The sequence below is a fragment of the Kitasatospora sp. NPDC097691 genome, assembly GCF_040302665.1.
Classification (GTDB): Bacteria; Actinomycetota; Actinomycetes; order Streptomycetales; family Streptomycetaceae; genus Kitasatospora.
Map to the genome: position 1 here is coordinate 80,579 of NZ_JBEORY010000011.1, position 22,711 is coordinate 103,289.

The 22,711-nt window shown below is 73.0% G+C and carries 20 protein-coding genes and 1 tRNA gene; 7 read left to right on the forward strand and 14 right to left on the reverse strand.

The features are described from left to right. Positions 1-123: 123 nt before the first annotated feature. Together ABTY56_RS10805 and ABTY56_RS10810 are read right to left on the reverse strand one after the other, a co-directional pair. Positions 124-197: transfer RNA gene (locus ABTY56_RS10805), tRNA-Met, on the reverse strand. Positions 198-287: 90 nt separating this feature from the next. Then, positions 288-3,296, reverse strand: a complete 3,009-nt coding sequence (locus ABTY56_RS10810; protein WP_350628276.1) for a UPF0182 family membrane protein — start codon at positions 3,294-3,296, stop codon at positions 288-290. A gap of 221 nt (positions 3,297-3,517) precedes the next feature. Between ABTY56_RS10810 and ABTY56_RS10815 the strand changes: the two genes are divergently transcribed. After that, positions 3,518-4,090, forward strand: a complete 573-nt coding sequence (locus tag ABTY56_RS10815) for a PPA1309 family protein (protein WP_350628201.1) — start codon at positions 3,518-3,520, stop codon at positions 4,088-4,090. 25 nt (positions 4,091-4,115) lie between these two features. Here the strand turns inward: ABTY56_RS10815 and ABTY56_RS10820 are convergent, their stop codons facing one another. The 4 genes from ABTY56_RS10820 to ABTY56_RS10835 form a co-directional block, all read right to left on the reverse strand. Beyond that, a complete protein-coding gene (locus ABTY56_RS10820) occupies positions 4,116-5,228 on the reverse strand; it encodes a YlbL family protein (RefSeq protein ID WP_350628202.1) in 1,113 nt (370 codons plus the stop codon). Between the two features lie 42 nt (positions 5,229-5,270). Continuing rightward, positions 5,271-5,444, reverse strand: coding sequence for a hypothetical protein (locus ABTY56_RS10825; RefSeq protein WP_350628203.1), 174 nt, complete (start codon positions 5,442-5,444; stop codon positions 5,271-5,273). A 368-nt stretch (positions 5,445-5,812) separates the two neighbouring features. Then, the gene (locus ABTY56_RS10830) at positions 5,813-6,253 is read right to left on the reverse strand and encodes a molybdenum cofactor biosynthesis protein MoaE (protein WP_350523028.1); all 441 of its coding nucleotides are present in this window, start codon (positions 6,251-6,253) and stop codon (positions 5,813-5,815) included. Between the two features lie 122 nt (positions 6,254-6,375). Further along, positions 6,376-7,524 carry an NAD-dependent epimerase/dehydratase family protein gene (locus ABTY56_RS10835; RefSeq protein WP_502893071.1) on the reverse strand — a complete coding sequence of 383 codons (1,149 nt, stop codon included), beginning with the start codon at positions 7,522-7,524 and terminating at the stop codon, positions 6,376-6,378. A 198-nt stretch (positions 7,525-7,722) separates the two neighbouring features. On the opposite strand from ABTY56_RS10835, the gene ABTY56_RS10840 reads away from it, so the two are divergent. Further along, positions 7,723-9,237 carry a zinc-dependent metalloprotease gene (locus ABTY56_RS10840; RefSeq protein ID WP_350628205.1) on the forward strand — a complete coding sequence of 505 codons (1,515 nt, stop codon included), beginning with the start codon at positions 7,723-7,725 and terminating at the stop codon, positions 9,235-9,237. Continuing rightward, positions 9,234-9,821: an NUDIX hydrolase gene (locus tag ABTY56_RS10845; RefSeq protein ID WP_350628206.1), complete on the forward strand. Its 588-nt coding sequence runs from the start codon at positions 9,234-9,236 to the stop codon at positions 9,819-9,821. Before ABTY56_RS10840 ends, ABTY56_RS10845 begins: the two co-directional genes overlap by 4 nt. A gap of 151 nt (positions 9,822-9,972) precedes the next feature. On the opposite strand, the gene ABTY56_RS10850 is transcribed toward ABTY56_RS10845, so the two are convergent. Further along, positions 9,973-10,605, reverse strand: coding sequence for a M48 metallopeptidase family protein (locus tag ABTY56_RS10850; RefSeq protein WP_350628207.1), 633 nt, complete (start codon positions 10,603-10,605; stop codon positions 9,973-9,975). Positions 10,606-10,965: 360 nt separating this feature from the next. Between ABTY56_RS10850 and ABTY56_RS10855 the strand changes: the two genes are divergently transcribed. Then, a complete protein-coding gene (locus tag ABTY56_RS10855) occupies positions 10,966-12,054 on the forward strand; it encodes a TOMM precursor leader peptide-binding protein (protein WP_350628208.1) in 1,089 nt (362 codons plus the stop codon). A gap of 130 nt (positions 12,055-12,184) precedes the next feature. On the opposite strand, the gene ABTY56_RS10860 is transcribed toward ABTY56_RS10855, so the two are convergent. After that, on the reverse strand, positions 12,185-13,732 hold the full coding sequence (locus tag ABTY56_RS10860; RefSeq protein WP_350628209.1) for an MFS transporter: 1,548 nt from the start codon (positions 13,730-13,732) through the stop codon (positions 12,185-12,187). 157 nt (positions 13,733-13,889) lie between these two features. On the opposite strand from ABTY56_RS10860, the gene ABTY56_RS10865 reads away from it, so the two are divergent. Both ABTY56_RS10865 and ABTY56_RS10870 read left to right on the forward strand, forming a co-directional pair. Beyond that, the gene (locus ABTY56_RS10865; protein WP_350628210.1) at positions 13,890-14,612 is read left to right on the forward strand and encodes a TetR/AcrR family transcriptional regulator; all 723 of its coding nucleotides are present in this window, start codon (positions 13,890-13,892) and stop codon (positions 14,610-14,612) included. Positions 14,613-14,770: 158 nt separating this feature from the next. Further along, positions 14,771-16,177 (forward strand): ABC1 kinase family protein, encoded by a 1,407-nt coding sequence (locus ABTY56_RS10870; protein WP_350628211.1) that lies wholly within the window; start codon positions 14,771-14,773, stop codon positions 16,175-16,177. A 131-nt stretch (positions 16,178-16,308) separates the two neighbouring features. Here the strand turns inward: ABTY56_RS10870 and ABTY56_RS10875 are convergent, their stop codons facing one another. The 4 genes from ABTY56_RS10875 to ABTY56_RS10890 form a co-directional block, all read right to left on the reverse strand. Further along, a complete protein-coding gene (locus tag ABTY56_RS10875) occupies positions 16,309-16,707 on the reverse strand; it encodes a putative WhiB-interacting protein (protein ID WP_350628212.1) in 399 nt (132 codons plus the stop codon). Beyond that, positions 16,704-17,072 (reverse strand): WhiB family transcriptional regulator, encoded by a 369-nt coding sequence (locus ABTY56_RS10880; RefSeq protein WP_502893072.1) that lies wholly within the window; start codon positions 17,070-17,072, stop codon positions 16,704-16,706. Before ABTY56_RS10880 ends, ABTY56_RS10875 begins: the two co-directional genes overlap by 4 nt. A 169-nt stretch (positions 17,073-17,241) precedes the next feature. Next, a complete protein-coding gene (locus tag ABTY56_RS10885) occupies positions 17,242-17,700 on the reverse strand; it encodes a hypothetical protein (RefSeq protein WP_350628213.1) in 459 nt (152 codons plus the stop codon). Positions 17,701-17,960: 260 nt separating this feature from the next. Further along, positions 17,961-20,228, reverse strand: a complete 2,268-nt coding sequence (locus ABTY56_RS10890) for an ATP-dependent DNA helicase UvrD2 (RefSeq protein ID WP_502893073.1) — start codon at positions 20,226-20,228, stop codon at positions 17,961-17,963. A 164-nt stretch (positions 20,229-20,392) separates the two neighbouring features. Here ABTY56_RS10890 and ABTY56_RS10895 point away from each other — a divergent pair, with 164 nt between their 5' ends. Beyond that, the gene (locus ABTY56_RS10895; RefSeq protein WP_030236313.1) at positions 20,393-20,650 is read left to right on the forward strand and encodes a mycoredoxin; all 258 of its coding nucleotides are present in this window, start codon (positions 20,393-20,395) and stop codon (positions 20,648-20,650) included. 28 nt (positions 20,651-20,678) lie between these two features. On the opposite strand, the gene ABTY56_RS10900 is transcribed toward ABTY56_RS10895, so the two are convergent. Further along, a complete protein-coding gene (locus ABTY56_RS10900) occupies positions 20,679-21,518 on the reverse strand; it encodes a GntR family transcriptional regulator (protein ID WP_350628214.1) in 840 nt (279 codons plus the stop codon). A 240-nt stretch (positions 21,519-21,758) separates the two neighbouring features. After that, positions 21,759-22,700, reverse strand: coding sequence for an NAD(+) diphosphatase (gene nudC / locus ABTY56_RS10905; protein WP_350628215.1), 942 nt, complete (start codon positions 22,698-22,700; stop codon positions 21,759-21,761). Positions 22,701-22,711: the final 11 nt, after the last annotated feature.

Genomic DNA, 22,711 nt, shown 5'->3' on the forward strand with positions numbered 1-22,711 from the left:
CACGCGGAGAACGGCAGGGGTCCGGATCCGGAAGCAGCAGGGGTCGGACCCGGAAACGCCAAGGGTCCGGACCCGGAAACGGCAGAGGCCCGGAGGAAGAATCCTCCGGGCCTCTGCTCTTCGTAGCGGGGACAGGATTTGAACCTGCGACCTCTGGGTTATGAGCCCAGCGAGCTACCGAGCTGCTCCACCCCGCGTCGGTGGTTGAACCATAGCACTGATGCGGGGTGGAACGGAAAACGGTTACCGCAGCTCAGCGGGCCGGCGCTGCGGCCCACGGTCGGGGACTACGGCTGGGGGCTCGGCGATCCGGCCCCCGTGGCCCCCGTGGCGCCCGCGGTGGGAGTGCCGGTCGGGGCGGGCGCCGGGCTGCCGCCGCGGGCCGCCTCGGCCGCCTTCAGCGCCTCGCCGAGCGCCTTCTGGGCGTTGCCGTAGGCCACCCAGTCGCCGTTCTTGAACGCGGTCTGGCTGTCGTTGTACGCCTTCCCCGCGTCCGACAGCGCCTTCTGCAGCTCCGGCGAGATCGTCCCGCCCGGCGCGGGCGTGGTCGGCGCGGTGGGCGTGGGCGTCGCCGGGGCGGTCGGCGTGCCCGGGGCGGTCGGCGTGCCCGGGGCCGTCCCGTTGCCCGGGTTGGACGGCGCCACCGGCGTGGCCGGCGGGGCCTGCCCGGCGAAGAGCTTGTTCAGCGCCTTCTCCAGGGTGTCCTCGAAGGCCACGTTGTCGTCCCCGTACACCGCCAGGACCTTCTGCAGCGTCGGGTACTTGGCGCCGCGCCCGCGCACGTACACCGGCTCGACGTTGAGCAGGCCGCCGCCCATCGGCAGGGTCAGCAGGTTGCCGTACTCCAGCTCGGTGTCACCGCCGGTCTTCAGCGCGTAGATCTGCGAGGCCACCTCCTGGCGGGAGTTGAACTTCGACTGCACCAGGCCGGGGCCGGGGGCACCGGACTCGCCGGTCATCTTCAGGACGCGGATCTTCCCGTAGTCGTCGCCCGGGTCCGCGTTGACGGCCATGAACGCCGCCAGGTTCGGACGGCCGTTGGGCACGAAGCTGCTGGTCAGCGAGAAGCTCGCGCCGGCGGCGTCCGGCATCCGCACGGTCACGTAGTACGGCGGCTGGACCTGCTTGGTGTCGCTGGTCGGGTCCACCGGGACCTGCCAGATGTCACTGCCGTTGAAGAACGAGTTGGCGTCGGTCACGTGGTACTGGCCGAGCAGGTCGCGCTGCACCTTGAACATGTCCTGCGGGTAGCGCAGGTGCGGCAGCAGCGACTGCGGGATGTCCGCCTTCGGCTCCACGGTGCCGGGGAAGGCCTTCATCCAGGTCTTCAGCACCGGGTCCTTCTCGTCCCACTGGTAGAGCTTCACCTCGCCGGTGTAGGCGTCCACCGTGGCCTTGACCGAGTTGCGGATGTAGTTGACCTGGTTGGCGACGGTCAGCAGCTCACCGCGCTGGTTGGTCAGCGAGTCCTTGGTGGCGGCGCCCAGCGTCGTCTTCGAGGAGAACGGGAAGCCGTCCGAGGTGGTGTAACCGTCCACCACCCACACCACGCGGCCGTCCTGGACCACCGGGTACGGGTCGGCGTCGATCGACAGCCACGGGGCGACCTTCTCCACCCGCTCCTTCGGCGTGCGGTTGTAGAGCACCTTGGCGCCGTCGGTGATCGCCCCCGCGTAGAGGATCTGCGGCTCGGTGAAGCGCACCGCGTACGCGGCCCGGGTGATCGGGTTGTCCAGCGAGACACCGCCGGCACCGGTGTACGTGTACTCCACGTTCTGGCCGGTCTTGGTGTCGGTGTAGTCGATCTCCTTGTTGGAGCCGCCGACGATCGAGTACGTGGTCGTCTTCTCGCCGTAGTAGATCCGCTGCTGGTAGTCGCCGAGCGAGCCGGTGGCCGGCAGGCCGGACTCGGTGAACACCGGCCCGCCCTTGTCGTCGACCTGGTTGCCCTTGGCGACCGCCGCGCCGTAGCCGTGGGTGTACTTGAAGTGGTCGTTGATCCAGTTGCGCTGCACGCCGTTGAGGTCCAGCTCGCGCAGGCCGACGACGGTGTCCTGCTTGCCGGTGTCGGTGCGGTACCGGTCCACGTCCAGCGTGCTCGGGAAGGCGTAGTAGTTGCGCTGCTGCTCCAGCGACTGGAACGTCTGCGACACGATGTTCGGGTCCAGGAGCCGCACGTCCGCGATGGTCTGCGCGTCCGGCTTGAGCGCGTCACCGCCGGTCGAACCCTGCGGGCTGTACGGCGTGGTCTGCGCGTCGGCGATCCCGTACGCCTGCCGCGTCGCGTCGATGTTCTTCTGGATGTACGGCGTCTCCTTGGCCTGCTCGTTCGGCTTGACCTGGAACTGCTGCACGATCGCCGGGTACAGGCCGCCGATCAGCACCGCCGACAGCACCATCAGCCCCAGCCCGATCAGGGCCGGCGCCCAGGTGCGGCGGATCGGGGTCAGGAAGAACAGCACGGCGCAGATGATCGCGACGAAGAACAGGATGGTCTTGGCCGGCAGGAACGCGTTGGCGTCCACGTAGCGCAGGCCCGTCCAGCCCGAAACACCCTTGTACGAACCGGTCTTGACCGCCAGCGCGTACCGGTCCAGCCAGTAGGCGACGGCCTTCAGCAGCACGAACACGCCCAGCAGCACCGCCAGGTGCCCCTGCGCGCCGGCGCTCGCCCGCCGGCCCGGGCCCTGCAGTCGCAGCCCGCCGTACAGGTAGTGCACCAGCGCGGAGGTCAGCAGCGAGACGATCACCGCGCTGAACGCGAAGCCCAGCACGAACTCGTAGAAGGGCAGGTCGAAGGCGTAGAAGGAGACGTCCATGCCGAACTGGGCGTCCTTCTCCCCGAAGGACGTCGAGTTGGTCCACATCAGCCAGGTCCGCCACTGGCCGGACGCCGCGGCGCCCGCCACCAGACCGATCACCAGCGAGATGCCGATCAGCGCCCAGCGCTTGAACGGCGCCAGGCCCGCCCGGTAGCGGTCCAGGCTCTGCTGCTCCACCGACATCGCCGACAGCGGCGGCCGCAGCCGGTGCGCCAGCCAGACGTTGAAGCCGACGGTCACCGCCATCAGCAGGCCGAACACCGCGAACAGCCCGATCTTCGTCCACAACTGGGTGGTGAACACCGAGGAGTAGTGGACCGACTTGAACCACAGCCAGTCCGTCCAGAAGCCCGCGAACATGACGAACAACAGGAACAGCACCGCGAGTACGCCCAGGGTCAGCAGGGCCACCCGCGCCCGCCGGGAGGGCGGGCCCACCCTTCGCCGGAAACCCGGCCCTGAGCGTTCCGGCATCTGGAATACCACGGTGGCACCTCAGCTGTGTCGTCTGGATATCGGTCGGTCGTCAGAGCAACTTAACCAGGCTTTGGCCGAGTTCCCACCGTTAGCAGACGGTTACTACGACGCCCCGCCCCCGCCGTCCCCGCCGCGCACGCACCCGGGGCGCAGCGCGCCGCCCGCCCCCACCGGACCGTCCGGCGAGCGCGCCCCGCCCGGCGTGTGAGGATTGAGGCATGTCCGACGCGTCTGATCTGAACAACTCCCCCGACGACGTCTCCAAGCTCCCCGCCGCCACCCCGCTCACCCGGGCCGCGCTGGAGATCGACGAGTACGCCGCCACCCTCGGCTGGGACCTCCCGGCCCGGCTGTTCGCCCTGGTGGACAGCGCCGCCCTGCGCAAGGCCAACCCGAAGATCGCCGAACAGCTCGGCCTCGCCGACAGCGACGAGCCCGGCCTCACCCCGATCGAGCAGGACGAGATCCCGGCCGGCACGCCGCTCGACAAGTTCCTCGGCACCATCGCCTGGCCCGACTCGGTGGCCGGCTGCGCCCTGGTCGTCGAGCGGCAGATGCTGCCGCCGGGCGCCGAGCAGACCCGCCCCCGCGGTGCCAGCGACGCGCAGCTCGCCGAGTGGGTGTCCAACCACCCGCAGCGCGAGGAGGTGCGGATCACCGCCGCGGTGCTGCGCGGCGGAAAGAAGGAGATCGCCCTGCGGCTGCGTTCCAAGGACGTCGCCCGCGAGGTGCTGACCGGTCCGGACCTGGTACCCGGCCTCACCGACGCCCTGCTGGCGACCTTCTCCTAGCCGCTGCTCGGCCCCTACCCGGCCGCTACTTGGCGCAGGACGGCAGCGCGGAGGTCTGCCCGGAGCGGATCTGCTCCAGCGACTTCAGCGCGCCGTCCAGCGTGTCCGTCTTCACCAGGGTCAGCCCGGACGGGATGTTCTTGGTGGCCTCGGCGCAGTTCGAGGACGGGGTGAAGAAGTACTCGGCCCCGGCGTCCCGGGCGGCGATCAGCTTCATCGATATCCCGCCGATCGGGCCGACCTTGCCGTCGTCGTCGATGGTGCCGGTGCCCGCGACGAACCGGCCGCCGGTGAGGTCGCCGCCCGGGGTCAGCTTGTCGATGATGCCGAGCGAGAACATCAGGCCGGCGCTCGGGCCGCCGACGTCCTGCAGGCCGATGTCGATCCGGAACGGGTAGGTGTGCCGGATCCCGGTGCCGATGCCGACGGCGGCGAGCTCGGCCCGCTCGGGCGCGGCCTTCGGGTCGAGGTCCTTGACCCGGACGGTCGGGACGGCGACGTCCGTCCTGGCCGCGGGGTCGGCGGCGGCGTTGCCGGCGGCGTCCTTGACCCGCGGCACGACCGTGAAGACCACCGACTCGCCCGGCTTGTGCTTGGTGACCGCCGCGACCACCTGGTCGACCGTGGCGACCGGGGCGCCGTCGACGGCGACGATCTGGTCGCCCGCGTGCAGCTTGCCCTCGGCCGGCGCTCCGGCGGTGACCGACTTGACGATCAGCTCGCTGCCGACCGGGACGCCCAGCTGCTTGAGCGCCGCGGTGCGGGCGCTGTCCTCGGAGGAGGCGAACTCCTCGGCGTTCTGCTTCTTCGCGTCCGCGTCCGACTGCCCCTTCGGGTAGACGTTGTCGTGCGGCACCATCAGCACGTCGTCGCGCAGCCAGCCGACCACCGCGTTGACCAGGCTGGGCTCGTACTTCGCCCCGGTGACCTGGACGGTCGTCATGTTGAGGTGGCCGGTGGTCGGGTAGGAGTCGTGCCCGGCGATGCTGATCACCGGCTTGCCCCCCTGGTTGCCGAGCGTGTTGTACGTCGGCCCCGGGCTCATCTCCGTGTACGGCACCTTCATCAGCACCGAGACGCAGAGCAGTGCTATGAGCAGCAGGGTGGCAGCGAGCATCGTCGCGGAGCGGCGTGGCATGCCTCGACAGTACGGGACGCGGGTGACGCGGCGCCCGGCGGGCTACCGGCCGGAGCGTTCGCCGGGGGCGGCCGCCCCCGCCGTGGTGCGTTCCATGGCGGCCATGAAGCGCCGGTGTTCGGCGAGCGAGGCCGGATCCCCCGTGGCCCGCGGGGCCCGCTGGGCCCAGCCCGCCCAGAGGGCGGCGGCCACGGCGGCGACAACCGGAATGATCAACCAGGCGAGCGCACCCATAGCAGTACTCCCAGCTCGTCGTGTCTATGAGCAGATTAACCACTCCGGCGGACAACGCGGCCGGCGCCGTCCGGGTTACGGGACGGCCGATCGGCTCACTTCCAGGGAGTATTCGGGGCGCCGCCGCGAACCCGTTCGAGTGAGACCCCGGCGCGCCTGCCCCGACAGACGCGCCGGACGTGCGGGCGGTTCCGCGTGCCGGTCAGGGCACGCGTGGGTGGTTCCGCGGCGGGTGCGGCTCCCCCGGCGCGAGCGGTTCCGCGGCGCGAGCGGTCGCCCGGTGCGGTTCCGCGGTGCGGTTCCCCGGTGCAGGCGGGTCGCCCGGTGCGGTTCCACGGCACGGGCGGCCGTCAGCAACTGCCGGCGCCGACCCACTCCTCCTCGCCGTCGGCGAAGACCTGGTGCTTCCAGATCGGCACCTCGTGCTTGAGGTCGTCGATCAGCCGGCGGGCGGCCGCGAAGGCCTCGCCGCGGTGGGCGCAGGAGACGGCGACGATCACGGCCTTGTCCGTGATCTCCAGCCGGCCGATCCGGTGGACCGCGGCGAGCGCCCGGACCGGGAAGTCGGCGACGACCTTCTCCGCGATCCGCCGCATCTCCTGCTCGGCGGTGGGGTGGCAGCTGTACTCCAGCGCGGCGACCGACTTGCCGCCGTCGTGGTCACGGACCGTCCCGACGAAGACGGTGGTGCCGCCGGCCGCGTCGTCGCCGACCGCCTCGTACACCTCGTCCAGCGAGAGCGGGGTGTCGCGGATGGCGAGCAGGCGGATGGGGTCGTGGTTCTCGGACATGACCCCATGATTCCCCATCCGGGGCGGTCGGAGGCAAGAGTCTTCCGCATCACGATGTGGAAATTTCGCATCGTGAGAAACGGCGCCGCAGCCGGTGCCGCGGCGCCGTCCCGGGAGGGGCCTCAGAAACGGCGCCGCTTGCGGGCCCGGCGCACCAGCGCCGCCGTACCGACCAGCGCCACCGTCGCCCCGGCCGCCCCCAGGCTGGTCGCGGCCTCCTTCCCGCCCAGCCGGCGCCCGGCCACCGCGTGCTTGCCGGACACCTGGGCGAGCAGCTCGGCCAGCACCTGCTCGTTGGTGTGCGCCGGGCGCCAGCCCGCCTCGTGCAGCCGGCTGCCGGACACCACCCACGGGTACATCGTGTAGGCGAGGTCCCCGGCCGGCGCCGGGGTCAGGCCCAGCCGGTGCAGCCGCGCCGCCGTCCCGAGCGCCAGCGCGGCCGGCAGCTCCATCCGCCGGATCCCCGACAGCCGCTCCACGTCCTCCTGCTCCAGCCAGCCGTCGCAGCCGACCGTCACCTCGCCCTCGACCAGGCCCAGCGCCGCGTACTCCAGCGCCGCCGCCAGGTCGTCCACGTGGCAGAACTGCCAGCACGGGCGGGAGCCGGCCACCACGAGCAGCCGGGGCGCCTCGAAGTGCCGGGTCAACACGGTGTCCACCCCCGGGCCGACCACCACGGCCGGACGCAGCACCGTCACCTGCAGTCCGGGATGGGCGCGCGGTGCGCGGCGGGCCAGCCGCTCGATCTCCAGCAGGTCCCCGACCAGCGAGGCCTCCTCGGTCGCCCGCAGCTCGGAGTCCTCGGCCAACGGCACCTCGTTGTCGGCCAGCGCGCCGTAGACCATCGCGGAGGTGCACAGCACCACCCGGTGCACCCCGGCGGCCGCGGCCGCGGTCAGCACCGTCTGGGCGCCGCGCACGTTGTAGGCGCTGCGGGCCCGCGGGTCCGACTCCATGCCGAAGTCCATCGCCAGGTGCACCACGACGTCGACCCCGGCCAGCCGCTCGGCCACCGCCGGGTCCCGCACGTCCAGCACCCGCCAGTGCACGCCCGGCACCTCGCCGCGCCGGTCGTCGACCGCCAGGACCTTCTTCACGTGCGGGGAGGCCACCAGCCGCGCCGCGACCTGCTCCCCCAGCACGCCCGCGGCGCCGGTCACGGCCACGGTCAGCGGCCGTCCGCCGTAGGCTGGAGGCGGTGACGCCGTGGTGTCCGACGCGTCCTCTCCTCCGGTCAGCCCAGAGCGAACGTCCGAAGGCGGGGAACTCACCGGCCATCCTCCACGGTTAGCTTATGTGCGTACGGACGTGTGTCACGTACGTCCATCCTGCCCGAGGCGAAGGCCCGGCGGTGCACCCGGCGCGGGCCTGCCGCGCGGGAGCCGCCCCCGAGTCCCCCACTCCGCCGTCGCCCCGGGCGCAGACTTTTCCGCCACACCCGCATGACGGCCGACCGGATCGAGGACCCCGTGAGCGACCTTCCCTTCGGATTCGGCGTTCCGCCCGAGGAGCCCGAGGACGGCAAGCCCAAGCCCGACGACGTGCAGAGGAAGAAGGACCAGGAGCAGTCCGCCTCCGGCCCGCAGCCGTTCGGCTTCGGGGGTGCCAACCCCTTCGGCGCGATGTTCGGCATGCCCGGCGCCCCCGGCGGCGGCGGTGCCGACAACCCCTTCGCCGCGATGTTCGGCGGCATGAACCCCGGTGACCTCGGCGCCGCCTTCCAGCAGCTCGGGCAGATGCTCTCGTTCGAGGGCGGCCCGGTGAACTGGGACCTCGCCACCAACATCGCCCGCCAGAGCGTCGTCGCCGAGCCCGCCGAGGGCAAGAGCAAGGACCGCTCGGTCAGCGACGCGGAGCGCTCCGCCGTCGCCGAGGCCGTCCGCCTGGCCGACCTCTGGCTGGACGGCGCCACCGAGTTCCCCTCCGGCGCCGGCACCGCCGTCGCCTGGAGCCGCGCCGAGTGGATCGAGGCCACCCTCCCGGTCTGGAAGGACCTGGTCGACCCGGTCGCCGAGCGCGTCGGCAACGCCATGGGCGGCATCCTGCCCGAGGAGATGCAGGCCATGGCCGGCCCGCTGATGGGCATGATGCGCTCCATGGGCGGCGCCATGTTCGGCACCCAGATCGGCCAGGCGCTCGGCGCGCTCGCCGGCGAGGTGGTCGGCTCCGCCGACATCGGCCTGCCGCTCGCTTCGGCCGGCAAGGCCGCGCTGCTGCCGCAGAACGTCGCCGAGTTCGGCGAGGGCCTGAGCGTGCCCGCCGACGAGGTCCGGCTCTACCTCGCCCTGCGCGAGGCCGCCCACCAGCGGCTCTTCGCCCACGTGCCGTGGCTGCGCGCCCACCTGCTGGGCGCCGTCGAGGCCTACGCACGCGGCATCAAGGTCGACACCTCCCGCATGGAGGAGCTCGTCGGCCAGCTCGACCCGAGCAACCCCGAGGCGCTCCAGGACGCGCTGGCCGGCGGCCTGCTCCAGCCCGAGGACACCCCCGAGCAGAAGGCCGCGCTCGCCCGCCTGGAGACCGCGCTCGCGCTGGTCGAGGGCTGGGTCGACGCCGTCGTGCACGCCGCCGCCGCACCGCACCTGCCGCAGGCCGGAGCGCTGCGCGAGACCGTCCGCCGCCGCCGTGCGGCCGGCGGGCCCGCCGAGCAGACCTTCGCCACCCTGGTCGGCCTGGAGCTGCGCCCGCGCCGCCTGCGCGACGCCTCCCGGCTGTGGGCGCTGCTCGCCGACGCCCGGGGCATCGAGGGCCGCGACGCGCTCTGGGAGCACCCGGACATGCTGCCCACCGCCGCCGACCTCGACGACCCGGACGCCTTCGTGCACCGGGACACCGCGGACGGTCTGGAGGGCGGCATCGACTTCGACGCGATCGACAAGCTGCTCGGCGAGGCCGCGGCGGGCAAGCCCGACCTCACCAAGCGCGACGACGAGCCGAAGACCGACGGCACCGACACCGACGGGAAGGGCGAGCCCACCGCATGACGGACACCGAGACGTCCGCGTCCACCCTGCACGCGGACGCCGTCCGCACGCTGTCCGCGTGGCGCCCCGCCGACGAGGAGCAGGAACGGCTGCGGCTCGACTACCTCGAGCACCTGGCCGAGCAGCCCGAGGGCCTGTACCGCTCCTGCCTGCCGGCGCACATCACCGCCAGCGCGGCTGTCGTCGACCCGACGGCAGGCCGGGTGCTGCTCACCCTGCACCCCAAGGTCGGCATGTGGCTGCAGATGGGCGGGCACTGCGAGCCCGGGGACGGCGACCTCGCCTCGGCCGCGCTGCGCGAGGCCGTCGAGGAGTCCGGCATCCCCGACCTGGTCCTGCTGGAGGCGGACGGCGCCCCCGTCCCGGTCAAGCTGGACCGCCACCTGGTCCGCTGCGCCGGCAAGGACCGGCCGGAGAACACCCACCTCGACGTCCAGTACATCGCGGTGGCCCCGGCCGGCGCGCAGGCACTGATCAGCGAGGAGTCGCTGGACCTGCGCTGGTTCGACTACGACCGGCTGCCGGAGCTCACCGACCACTCGGTGCGCGACCTGGTGGCCCGGGCGCGGCGGCTGACCGGCTGAGGTGAGACAGGCGAAGGGGGCGCGGGCCGTATCGGTCCGCGCCCCCTTCGCGTCACCTTCCGGTCGGACTCCGGCCGTTCTCCGGCCGTCCTCGACCGCACCCTCGGCAGCGTCGTCGTCGGCGTCGGCGGCCGCGCCGCAGGCCGCGTCCTCAGCCGCAGGAGGCGGCCGGGTCCGGCCCCGGATCGGCGTGCCGGGCGCCGGGGATGTGCGGGAGACGGGCCGCCGAGGCCACGCCCTCCAGGTAGCCGCGGGCCCGCTCGGTACGGGGGTAGGCCTCCAGCAGGGCCCAGAACGCCGGGCCGTGGTCCGGCACCAGCAGGTGCGCGAGCTCGTGCAGCAGCACGTAGTCCAGCACGTACTCCGGCATGCCCTGGAGGCGGTGGGAGAGGCGGATGGTGCCCTCGCTCGGGGTGCAGGAGCCCCAGCGCGAGTTCTGGTTGGTGACCCAGCGGACCTGGGTGGGATGGGCGCGGTCGCCCAGGTAGGCGGCCGACAGGTCGCGGGCCCGGATCATCAGGGCTTCGTCCCCGGGGATCCGCCGGGACTCCTGGGCGGCGAGCTTCTCCAGCATCTGCGCGACCCAGCGCTGCTCCTCGGCGTGCGACATCCGGGCCGGGATCAGCACGATCGTGCGGTCGCCCTCGCGGTAGGCGGAGACCGTACGACTTCGGCGGGCGCTGCGCCGCACCTCGACCCGGTTGCGGTCGTGCGCCTCCGGGGAGAGCGCCCCGACGGGCGGGTGTTGCGACGTCGAGGGCCTCGACTGCTGTTCCTGGTGCATCTGGTCCGGGCGCCCGCGCGTGTTCGGCGCCGCGATCTGTGACCCGGACGCTGCACGGGCACGCCGACGCGACGCCGGTGGATGGGAGTCCCGCTCGGCTGCCATGGCACACGACGTTACCCGGTGGCACGGACAGAAGTCCGCTGCCATGGCCGGAATCTTTCATGGAGTGATCGGGAACGAAAAGTCGACGGCGGGTGTCCGGAAACCGACGCCGGGGAGGATGAGCAGTTATCCACAGGGCGTGCGAACCGATGTTCCGATCATGGGCACGGGCCTGTGGACAACGCTCGGCACGCCGTCACCGCGGTGGTGCATGCTGCGGTCAGCCGTCCGGAATCGATCGGAAGGGAGATCGCCGTGCGCCTCGCGCTGAAGCCCGCCCTGTCCCGCAGCTGGCGGGACTCCGAGACCCTGCAGTTCGGCACCGTCACCCGCCACGCGGGGGTGCTCGGCAACGCCGACCCGGCCCTGTGCGAGTTCCTCGGGCTGCTCGACGGCACCCGCGAACGGCCCGAGCTCCTGGCCGCCGGCGAGCGGATCGGCCTCGGCCGAGAGCCGGCCGACACCCTGCTGACCGAGCTGGCGGAGACCGGGCTGCTGGACGACGCGGAGGCCGCCGACCGGGCCCTGGCCCGCTTCCCCCAGCCGCACCGGGAGCTGCTCGGGCCCGACCTCGCCTCGCTCTCCCTGGTCCACTCCGGCCCGGGCGCCGCTCCGGCGGTCCTGGCCCGACGGGCCGACGCGCGGATCGAGGTCCGCGGGGCGGGCCGGGTCGGCGCCGCCGTGGCGGCGGTGCTCGCCGCCGGCGGAACGGGCACCGTCGCGGTCGCCGACGGCGGCCGGGTCGGGCCCGGCGACTGCTCCCCGGCCGGGCTGCCGCCCGCGGACGTCGGGCGACTGCGCGCGACGGCGGCCCGGGAGGCGGTGCTGCGCGCCACGGGCCGTCCGGCCGCTCCGGCGCCGCGCCGCAGAGCCGGGGGCCCGCCGCCGGACTTCGTGGTCCTCGCGCCCAGGGACGGCAGCGCCGCCTTCGCGGGCGGGACGTACGAGGCCCGGCTGCTGCTCCGAGCCGGGGTGCCGCACCTGTACGTGGGCGTGGTCGAGGAGTTCGGCATCGTCGGGCCGCTGGTGGTCCCCGGGATGTCGGCGTGCGGGCACTGCCTGGTGCTGCGGAGGGAGGACGAGGACGCGGCCTGGCCGCGGGTCCTGGCCCAGCTGGCCCACGAGGGCCCGGGGCGGGCCCGCACACCGGCCTGCGACACGGCCCTGGCGACGGCGGTCGCCGGGCTGGCCGCGCTGCACGTGCAGGTGTACCTGGACGGCGGTCGGCCGCCGAGCGTGGACGGGTGGTGCGAGGTGTCGGCGGGCGACGGGATGGCCCGGCGGCTGCGGCTGCGGGGCCATCCGGACTGCGGGTGCCTGTGGCAGCCGCTACCGCCGGGGTGAACGGCGGCCCCGGTCGCCCGGGCGGCACCGCCTGCACCGCCTGCACCGCCTGCACCGCAGAACGCCGGGGAACGCCGGAGGCCGGCACCCCGCAGGGTGCCGGCCTTCCCGGTGCACTCGCCGCCAGGACTCAGGCAGCGCTCACAGCCTCCTCGGCGTTCTCCGCGGCTCCCGCCGCCTTCCGGTCCCGCATCACCAGCGTGGCCACCAGCGCCGCCGCCAGCACACCGATCGCGCTCACGGTGAAGGTGGTCGTCATCGCCCCGGTGAACGCCTCCCGGGCGGTCCGGACGAGACCGGCGTCCCCGCCGGCGATCGCCAGCGCCCCGGCGATGGAGTGCTTCGCCTGCTCCGGCGTCCCGGCCGGCATCCCGTCGGCGAAGCCACTCGACAGCAGCGAGCCCAGGATCGCGATGCCGAGCGCGGTGCCCGCCTGCTGGATGGTGTCGTTCAGCGCCGAGCCGACGCCCGCCTGCTCCGGCGGGATCGTCCCCATCAGCGCGCCCACCGCGGCCGGCATCGCCAGGCCCGCACCGAGGCCGAGCAGACCGAGCGCGGCCGCCGGGACGGCGAAGCCGGTGTCGGCCGAGACGGTGGTCAGCAGTGCGAACGAGGAGGCCATGACGAGCATCCCCGCGAGGATCAGCAGCCGGTTGCCGATCTTCGCCGCGGCCTTGGCGCCGACCCCGTTGCCGAGCAGCGCCGCGATGGCCAGCGGCAGGAACGCCAGGCCCGCCTTGACCGGCGAGTACCCGAGCACGAACTGCAGGTACTGGGTGAGCACCAGCAGCAGCCCGCCGTTGCCGATCTGGACCAGGGTCAGCGAGAGCGAACCGCCGCTGAAGTCGCGGGCCTTGAAGAGCACCAGGGGCACCATCGGCGCGGCGGTGACGTTCTCCCAGACCACGAAACCGACGAGCGCGACCACCGCGACGGCCAGGGTGACCAGCTCGCGGCCGGCGAACGCGCCGTACTGCGGGATCTCGATGATCCACCAGACCAGGGCGGTCATGCCGACGGCCGACAGCACCGCGCCGAGCGGGTCGGGCTTCTGCCAGGGCCCCTTGGACTCCGGCATCAGCAGCAGGCCGGCCAGGATCGCGAGCGCCACCACCGGGACGTTGATGAAGAAGATCGAGTGCCACGAGAAGTGGTCGATCAGCACGCCGCCGAGCACCGGGCTGCCGACCAGCCCCAGCATCGCCACCGAGCTCCAGGCGGCCATCGCCTTGTTGCGCTCCTCCGCGTCGAAGACGGTGATGAGGATCGACAGCGTCGAGGGCATGATCAGCGCTCCGCCGACGCCCATCGCGACCCGGGCCGCGATGACCTCGCCGGGGTTGGTGCACACGGTCGCCGCGAGCGACGCGGCTCCGAAGAGCAGCAATCCGATGATCATGACCTTCCGGCGCCCGAACCGGTCGCCGAGGCTGCCGGCGGTCAGCAGCAGGCCGGCGAAGACCAGGACGTAGGAGTCGAGGATCCACTGGGTGTCCTGGGCGCTCGCGCCGAGGTCCGCGGTCATCGAGGGCACCGCGACGGTCAGGGCCATGCTGTCGACCACCAGGACCAGCGAGCTCAGGCAGAGCACGATCAGGATCCACCAGCGGTGCGGATTGCGACCCTCCGTGGAGTGCCCCGCGATAGCGCCCGCCCCGGTCACGTCGTCGACTGACATCGGCCTTCCCTCCCCATCTGCGCACACCGTTCCCTCGGTGCGCACTGCGTTCCGTCGATGCGAACACTGTACGCACAGCGGAACGGTGTGCGCAACCATCGACTCCTGTACGCTCCATGCGAACGGTGTACGCAGCGCATAGGAGGAGGAGCCGCCCATGGCCGCCCGAACGAACCCGATCCCGTCCGTCTGGGCCCGTCGGCAGCCCGAGCCCGACCAGCCCGCCCTCAGCCGGGCCGCGATCGTCCGCGAGGCGATCGCGATGCTGGACACCGAGGGCATCGACGCCCTGAGCATGCGCAAGCTCGCCGCCCGCCTGAACGCGGGCGCCACCTCCCTCTACCGGCACGTGGCCACCAAGGACGAGCTGATGGAGCTCGCCGTGGACGAGGTCTTCGGCGAGATGGCCCTGCCGCCCACCGGGAGCCCCGACTGGCGCGCCGCCGCCACCGGGGCCGCCGAGGCCTTCCGGGCGACGGCCCTGCGCCACCCCTGGCTCTCCTCCGTCCTGGGCCAGGCCGGCCTCGCCTACCTCGGGCCCAACCTGCTCTCCTTCTCCGAGCGGCTGGGCGCCCTCTTCACCACCGCCGGCTTCCCCGAACCGGCCCGGGCGATCGACACGCTCCTCGCCTTCGTGATCGGCATGAGCACCACCGAGGCCGCCTGGCTCACCACGGTGGCGCGCTCCGGCGAGACCGAGGCCGAGTTCATCGCCCGCCTGATGCCCGCCGCCCTGCAGGCCACCGCCGACTACACCCACCTCTCCGGCGCCTACGCGGCCGCCGCCGCGACCCCCGACCCGGTCGAGATCCGCAACAGCAAGTTCTCCTACGGCCTGGAGGTCGTCCTCGACGGCCTCGCCCTGCGCCTGCCCCGCTGACCCGGCCGACCGGACCAAGCCGCCCAACTCCCCGCAAAGGGGCGGCACTCCCCGCCCCGCCCCGCGCAATTCCGACGGGCCCGGCGCGGGGAGCGGGCACAATGGCGTAGTGATGGTCGGCCGTCCGGTGTCGGGGGGCCAGGGGATTGGAGGCCCGGGTGAGCGATCTTCCGCGCAAGGCAGTGACCCGCACGGCACGGCTCGCCGCCCTGCCGCTGGGGATAGCCGGACGCGCCACGCTCGGCCTGGGCAGGCGCATCGGCGGCCGCTCCGCCGAGGTGGTCACCGCCGAGCTCCAACAGGCCACCGCGGACCAGCTGTTCAAGGTCCTCGGCGAGCTCAAGGGCGGGGCGATGAAGTTCGGGCAGGTGCTGTCCGTCTTCGAGGCCGCGCTGCCCGAGGAGGTCGCCGGTCCGTACCGGGCGGCGCTGACCAAGCTCCAGGACGCCGCTCCCCCGATGCCCGCCGCCAAGGTGCACACCGCGCTCGCCCAGCGGCTCGGGGACGACTGGCGCGAGCTGTTCCGGGAGTTCGACGACCGGCCCGCGGCCGCGGCCTCGATCGGCCAGGTACACCGGGCGGTCTGGCACGACGGGCGCCGGGTCGCGGTCAAGGTGCAGTACCCCGGCGCGGGCGACGCACTGCTCGCGGACCTGTCGCAGCTGAGCCGGGTGGCCTGGCTGCTGGGCCCGCTGATCCCCGGGCTGGACATCAAGCCGCTGATCGCCGAGCTGCGCGAGCGCGTCTCCGAGGAGCTGGACTACGAGCTGGAGTCGCAGGCCCAGCGCCGGCACGCCGAGGAGTTCGCGGGCGACCCGGACATCGTGGTGCCCGGCGTGGTGGCGCAGACCGACCAGGTGCTGGTCACCGAGTGGATGGACGGCACCCCGCTGGCCGAGGTGATCGCGCGCGGCACCCAGGAGGAGCGCGACCGCGCCGGGCAGCTGCTGGCCCGCTTCCTGTTCGCCGGGCCGTCCCGGACCGGCCTGCTGCACGCGGACCCGCACCCGGGCAACTTCCGGCTGCTGAAGGACGACGGCCCGGTGTCCGGCTGGCGGCTGGGCGTGCTGGACTTCGGCACGGTGGACCGGGTGCCCGGCGGGCTCCCCGCGCCGATCGGGGCCTCACTGCGGATGGCGCTGGACGGGAACGCGGCGGGCGTGCTGAAGATGCTGCGCGAGGAGGGCTTCGTGAAGCCCTCGATCGAGCTCGATCCGGACGCGGTGCTGGACTACCTGCTCCCGATCATCGAACCGGCCGCGGTGGAGAGCTTCCACTTCACCCGCGCCTGGATGCGCGCGCAGGCGGCCCGGATCGCCGATCCGCGTTCGCCCGCCTACAACCTGGGCAAGCAGCTCAACCTGCCGCCCGCCTACCTGCTGATCCACCGGGTGACCCTGAGCACCATCGGCGTGCTCTGCCAGCTGGGAGCCAAGGCGCCGTTCCGTGCGGAGATGCTGGAGTGGCTCCCCGAGTTCGGCGACCGGCCTCGGCAGCCGCGGAAGCAGCCGCAGCAGCCGAAGGCCCGCAAGGGCACCGGCCCCGCCCGCGTCACGAAGGGCTGACACCGCCGGGGGCCGGCGGCGGGCGTCCACCCCGTCGTCGGCCCCGACGGCCGCAGGCCGCTCCCCCACAACGGGGAGCGGCCTGCGGCGCGACGGGGGTCAAGCGAAGGGGCCCGTGGGGCCCACGGGTCCTACATCAGCGCCACGGCGAGCGCCTTGCGGGCCCGCAGCGAGGCCCGCTCGGCCCGCTGCCTGAGCTTGCGGGCCCGGATGACCCGGCTGACGAGCCGTTGGTTCTCGGCCTCGTGGAGCCTGTCTTGCATATGGGCCCGGGCCAGGGATTCGTGGAGGAGTTGCATCTCGAGGATCCTGTTCTGGGTCTGACGTTCGGTGGCCTGCTCGGCGCGGGCGGTCGGATCGACGGCGGCGGGGGTCATGTCGTGGTCCTGCTCGTGGTGCGTGCTGGGGAATGGGCTACGGGCTGCGGCGTCGGCCTTGGCGGCGGCGATCCGCACGGAACGGCGGAGGGCGCTGTCCAGCGGGGGCTGCTCTCCCCGGCGGACGACCTTGGCCTGGTCGGCGGGGTTCACGCCATGACCTCGGTCTTGCGCGGGCGGCCACGCGGCCGCTTGCGGGCCACGACGACGCCCTGGACGAACAGCTCGCCACCCCAGACGCCCCACGGCTCGCGCCGCTCCAGGGCGCCGGCCAGGCAGGTGTCCTTCACCGGGCAGGTGCCGCAGAGGGACTTCGCGTACTCGACGTCGGCGGGCGTCTCGGCGAAGAAGACCTCGGGGTCGAAGGCGCGGCACGGGATGGGGAGACCGAGCGCCTCGGCCTGCTCGATGGAGCTGATCTGCATGGAAGGAACCTCCGGGGGGTCGGCCTGGTCGGCCTTGGTGATCTGGCTTGTCGGCGGTACGGACGGGGTGGGCGGCGTGATGACCGTGGACACTGTGGGCGTCTTCCTCGTCTTCTCAGTGGTTCCGGCCCAGTGGACTGGTGGTGCTGGGCCGGAGGCCCCGGAGGGCCTGGGTTGGTCTTGCGTACCGGACAAAACAGAAGGGCCGCGGATCCCGGTGTGACGGGTTCCGCGGCCCTGGAGGTGCCGACCTGAGGCTGACTCAGGTTCGTTCTCTCCAGGGTTCAGGGCCGCGGAAGGCCCACATCCGGACGGCCTTGGCGCCGTTGAAGGCGGCCATGGCCTGCTTAATCAGCTGCTCGTTCTGCTTCTGGGGGTTTCCGGCACCGATGACCTGCGCATAGCCGCCATGCATGGCGGCGGCTACGGCCGCCTTCGGTGCCTGGGTCGGTCGCTCGTCGCGCAGGGAGCGCGACGTGCCGAACGACGCCCAGCCACGGGACAGACCGGTCTCGACAACGCTGCCTTCGACGCTCCTGCTGCCCGTGAGGCACAGATCAGTGTGTCCAGGACCACTGACAACGGAGGCGACGGAGACACCGGTGGTGTCGAGACCCAGACCGGTTCCACCGAGCTCGGCGAGCGCCCGCAGGCGGGCGGCACGCAGGGAGGCAGCGACAACGGTCTGGCCAGTCATTTTGGTGATCATGATGTTTCCCACTGTCTTCGCCTCCTCTCGGCGTCTCGCGGAGCCAGGTTCCCCCGGCTCCGAATGTTCGGATGTCTGTCTCGGTACAGCTTTGGGTGCAGGGGAATCGGCACAGGTGTGACCCCGTGCGATCGCGTCCCCTTGACCGCCCCGGCAGGCTATTGCGCTCCCGGTACACCGCGCAAACTATTTTTCGCGGTGAGTTCCACGGCGCGCTCCGCAGCCGGATTCGAAGTCCCCCGAGCAGTCCCCTGGACCGCGCCCGTGCCGGCTCACGCCGGATCGACCGGACCGTCGTCCTCGACGCCGTCCGGATCCTCCTCGGGCTCCTCCCCCGCACACAACGAGAGCACGGCAGCCCCGTACTTGTCCAGCTTCATGGCACCGACCCCCGAGATCGAGGCGAGTTCGCCGCGGCCGGCGGGCACGTCCTCGGCGATCGCCATCAGCGTCGCGTCGGTGAACACGACGTAGGCCGGGGCGCCCTGCTTCCGGGCCTGCCCGGCGCGCCACTCGCGCAGCCGCTCGTAGAGCCCCTCGTCCATCGTGGACGGGCAGCTCTCGCAGCGGCGCAGCTTGCGTTCGACGGCCTCGGTGAGCACCTTGTCGCAGACCCGGCACTTGACCGGTCCGCGGACCCGCCGGGCAGCGGAGCGCTCGCCGGGCTCGACGCCCCCTCGACCGCCGCGCGCGCCGGTCCGCGCGCCGGGTGCGGCGGAGCCGGGGCGCAGCCCGTCGAGGAAGCGGCTGGGCTTGCGGCTCGCGCGCCCGCCCGGGGAACGGGAGAGGGCCCAGGAGAGGCTGAGGTGCTTGCGGGCGCGGGTGACGCCGACGTAGAGCAGGCGGCGCTCCTCCTCTACCTGCTCGTCGGTCTTGGCGTAGATGATCGGCAGCGTGCCCTCGGTGAGGCCGACGAGGAAGACGGCGTCCCACTCCAGGCCCTTGGCGGCGTGCAGGGAGGCGAGGGTGACGCCCTCGACGGCGGGGGCGTGCTGGGCGGCGGCGCGGGCGTCGAGTTCGGCGACGTAGGCGGCGAGGTCGGTGTCCTGGCCCGCGGCGGTGCGGGTGCGCTCGAACTCCTCGGCCAGCCGGACGAGGGCCGCGAGGGACTCCCAGCGGTCGCGGACGGCCCCGGAGCCGGCCGGGGGTTCGGGGGTGAAGCCGCGCGTGGCGAGGACGGCGCGGACCTGGCCGGCGAGGTCTGGGGCGCCGTCGGTGAGCGGGTCGGAGGCGGCCCGGGCGGCGCCGCGCAGCAGGACGCCGGCATCGCGGACCTCGGGGCGCTCGAAGAACCGTTCGGCACCCTTGAGCTGGTAGGGGACGCCGAGGTCGGCGAGGGCCTGTTCGTAGACCTCGGACTGGCCGTTGGTGCGGAAGAGGACGGCGATCTCGCTGGCGCGCACGCCGGCCGCGAGGAGGTCCTTGATCCGGCGCGCGGTGGTCTCGGCCTCGGTGGGTTCGTCCTCGTACTCGGTGTAGACCGGGTCCGGCCCGGCTTCGCGCTGGGAGACGAGTTCGAGGCGGTGCCGGGCGGCCTCGCCGCGGGCCTGGGCGAGCAGTCCGTTGGCGAGGTGGACCACCTGGGGGGTGGAGCGGTAGTCCCGGACGAGCTTGACGACGGTGGCCTCGGGGTGACGGCCGCGGAAGTTCAGCAGGTAGTCGGGGGTGGCGCCGGTGAAGGAGTAGATGGTCTGGCTGGCGTCGCCGACGACGCAGAGGCTGGCGCCGCCGCCGGGGCCGGTCCACTGGTCGAGCAGGCGCTGCTGGAGCGGGGAGACGTCCTGGTACTCGTCGACGGTGAAGTGCCGGTACTGGGAGCGGACCTGGTCGGCGATGTCCGGGCGGTCCTCCAGGATGGCGGCGGTGAGCAGCAGGACGTCCTCGAAGTCGATGTTGCCGCGGCGGCTCTTGGTCTCCTCGTAGACGCGGTAGACCTGGGCGGTCTCGGCCGGGTCGCGGGGGGCCTCGCGGCCGGACTTGGCGACGACGGCGGGATAGTCGTCGGGGCCGGTCTGGGTGACCTTGGCCCACTCGATCTCGGCGGTGAGGTCGCGCAGTTCGGTGCGCTGGACGCGCAGGCCGCAGCGGCCGGCGGCCTCGGCGACGAGCTGCACCTTGCGCTCCAGCAGCTGGGGCACGGGGCCGCCGACGGCGCGCGGCCAGAAGTACTGGAGCTGGCGCAGGGCGGCGGCGTGGAAGGTGCGGGCCTGGACGCCGTCGGCCCCGAGCTGGCGCAGCCGCCCGCGCATCTCGCCGGCGGCGCGGGCGGTGAAGGTGACGGCGAGGACCTGCTGCGGGTGGTAGACGCCGCTGCGCACGCCGTAGGCGATGCGGTGGGTGATGGCGCGGGTCTTGCCCGTGCCGGCGCCGGCGAGGACGCAGACGGGGCCGTGCAGGGCGGTGGCGACGGCGCGCTGCTCCGGGTCGAGCCCGGCGAGCACCGCGTCCGGGCCCGTGGCGGCGCCGGGATCGGCCCAGGGGGAGCCGTGGGAGGCGTCGTACGGGCTGCCGCTCAAGAGGTCTTCCTGCATGCGTTCCATCTTCTCAGCCCGGTGGGACAACGGGGGCGGGGTTGTCCACAGGCCCGGTGTGATCGCAGGATGATCGCTCAGCAGTGCGGCCGATGGCGGGCCGGAATGCCCGCCGCCCGGCGGACGTTGCCCCCGGAGACCGTACGCACCTCTCTTTCGAAGGAGCCCCCTCGATGTCCGGCACCGTGACGATGTACAGCACGACCTGGTGTGGGTACTGCAACCGACTCAAGAGCCAGCTGGACCGTGAAGGCATCGGCTACACCGAGATCAACATCGAGGAGGACCCGGCGTCGGCGTCCTTCGTCGAGTCCGTGAACAACGGCAACCAGACGGTGCCGACGGTGCTGGTGACGCCGGTGGGCGGCGGCGAGCGGGTCGTCATGACCAACCCGAGCCTGCTGCAGGTCAAGAAGGCCCTGGCGGCCTGATCCGGCCCGGTCGCCCGGTCGGCGCGCGTCAGGTCGCGTCGGCCCGGGCGGGGTCGACGGGCGCGGCGGGCGCGGGCAGGGTGGTGCGCGCGCCGAGGTCGCCGATGCCGTAGACGAGCCGGCTGCGGTCGGCGGAGTAGCGGGTCTCGATGACCCGCACCGGCCCGCGCCGGTCGTAGGTGACGCGGGTCTGCACCATCAGCGGCACGCCCGGGCCGCCCTGGAACCACTGGGCCTCCTCGGGGCCGGGCATCCGGGCGACGAGGTGGTCGACGGCGCCGATCTCGGTGCGCCCGAGGGCGGCGAGCACGGCTTCGTCCCCGCCCTCGACCGGGTCGGGTTCCATCAGCGGGGTGCCGGCGGCGAGGCCGGCCCGGTAGTGGCTCTCCTCGATGGAGTACGGCTCGCGGTCGAGCAGCCGCAGCTGGCGGCGGACGACGATGGCCTCGCCGGGGCGCAGTCCCAGCCGTTCGGCGATGTCGACCCGGGCCCGGACGATCATCATCTCGAAGTCGGTGCCGAGTTCGCGCCCGGCTTCGGCGGCCTCGCCGAGGTAGACGGCGGAGGGCGCGGCCAGGCAGTCGCGCGGCGCGGGGGCGAGGGTCGGCCCGAAGGCGCGGTGGTCCAGGACCGGGTGTTCGCGCAGGTAGGTGCCCTTGCCCTGGAGCCGGACCAGACGGCCCTCGTTGACCAGGACGTCGACGGCGAGGCGGACGGTGTTGCGGGCGACGCCGTACTGGCGCTCCAGTTCGCTCTCCACCGGCAGGGCGGCGTCGGAGGTGAACTCGCCCTCGGCGATCCGACGGCGGAGGTCGGCGGCGAGGCGCTGGTATTTGGGGGATTGGGCGGTGCCCCGGGGGATTGTCACCCGAGTGAATGTAGCGAGCGCGGTGACACGGTTTCAGCCGTTTCCGGCAATGTCGTCCGTGCGGGTCGGCGACGGATCCGCCGAGCCGCCTGCCGGTAGCAGAACTGGCCCGTCCGGATACGAACAGCAGGTGGTGAGGAATTCGAGAAGGGATTGGAAAGAAAAAAGGGGGCGCATGGCATTGGCCGCACGCCCCCTTTCTGCGGGGGCCTCCGCTCGGCGGACGCCCCCGTTGCGGAATTACCAGCGCGCCGCCGGGGGCAGCGGCTCGCCGTACCAGAGCTCGACCAGGTGCCGCGCGATCGAGATGCCGGACGGCGGCAGGATCTCGCCCGCCTCCATCCCGGCCCGCAGCTCCTCGCGGGAGAACCAGCGCGCCTCGGCCAGCTCCTCGCCGTCCACGGTGATCTCGGTGCCGCCCGGCAGCGCCTTGCCCGTGAAGCCGAGCATCAGGCTGGACGGGAACGGCCAGGGCTGGCTGGCGACGTAGCGCACCTCGCCGACCCGTACGCCCGCCTCCTCGTGCACCTCGCGGGCCACCGCCTGCTCGATGGACTCCCCCGGCTCGACGAAACCGGCCAGGGTCGACCAGCGGCCCTCCGGCCACAGCGCCTGCCGGCCGAGCAGGCAGCGGTCCTGCTCGTCGGTGATCACCATGATCACCGCCGGGTCGGTGCGCGGGTAGTGCTCGGCCGCGCAGGAGGTGCAGCGCCGCACGTGCCCCGCGCCGGCCTTCTCGGTCGGGTGGCCGCAGCGCGAACAGAAGCTGTGCAACCGGTGCCAGTGCTCCAGCGCGACGGCGTGCACCAGCAGCCCGGCGTCGCGGTCGGACAGCAGCCCGCCGACCTCGCGCAGACCGGCCGGGCGGGCGTCGCCGTCGAGGCGCCCGGGCAGGCTCTCACCGGCCAGTGCGAAGTACGACACGCCGTCCTGGTCGGTGCCGAGGAAGTACCGGTCACCGGTCTGCGGCGCCTCGAAGGAGGGCATCAGGACCAGTTCGGTGCCCTTCGCGGTGTCGACCACGAACGCCTCGCCGCCGGCGATCGGCAGCACCCGGGTGGCCGGGTGGCTCCAGGCCGCCGCCAGCCAGGGCTCGTCGAACCGGTGCTCGGCCGCCCGGTCCACCCCGGCCCGGGCCAGTGCCAGGTACGCGGGGCGCTCGGTCTCAGGCACGGTGCTCACGTCGTTCCATC

What these genes read in the sequence shown, in the direction of transcription:
- ABTY56_RS10830 (WP_350523028.1), bottom strand. Translation starts at nt 6,253, where the DNA reads ATGTCCGAGAACCACGACCCCATCCGCCTGCTCGCCATCCGCGACACC.
- ABTY56_RS10860 (WP_350628209.1), bottom strand. Translation starts at nt 13,732, where the DNA reads ATGTCAGTCGACGACGTGACCGGGGCGGGCGCTATCGCGGGGCACTCC.
- ABTY56_RS10815 (WP_350628201.1), top strand. Translation starts at nt 3,518, where the DNA reads ATGTCCGACGCGTCTGATCTGAACAACTCCCCCGACGACGTCTCCAAG.
- ABTY56_RS10865 (WP_350628210.1), top strand. Translation starts at nt 13,890, where the DNA reads ATGGCCGCCCGAACGAACCCGATCCCGTCCGTCTGGGCCCGTCGGCAG.
- ABTY56_RS10845 (WP_350628206.1), top strand. Translation starts at nt 9,234, where the DNA reads ATGACGGACACCGAGACGTCCGCGTCCACCCTGCACGCGGACGCCGTC.
- ABTY56_RS10810 (WP_350628276.1), bottom strand. Translation starts at nt 3,296, where the DNA reads ATGCCGGAACGCTCAGGGCCGGGTTTCCGGCGAAGGGTGGGCCCGCCC.
- ABTY56_RS10820 (WP_350628202.1), bottom strand. Translation starts at nt 5,228, where the DNA reads ATGCCACGCCGCTCCGCGACGATGCTCGCTGCCACCCTGCTGCTCATA.
- ABTY56_RS10850 (WP_350628207.1), bottom strand. Translation starts at nt 10,605, where the DNA reads ATGCACCAGGAACAGCAGTCGAGGCCCTCGACGTCGCAACACCCGCCC.
- ABTY56_RS10895 (WP_030236313.1), top strand. Translation starts at nt 20,393, where the DNA reads ATGTCCGGCACCGTGACGATGTACAGCACGACCTGGTGTGGGTACTGC.
- ABTY56_RS10890 (WP_502893073.1), bottom strand. Translation starts at nt 20,228, where the DNA reads ATGGAACGCATGCAGGAAGACCTCTTGAGCGGCAGCCCGTACGACGCC.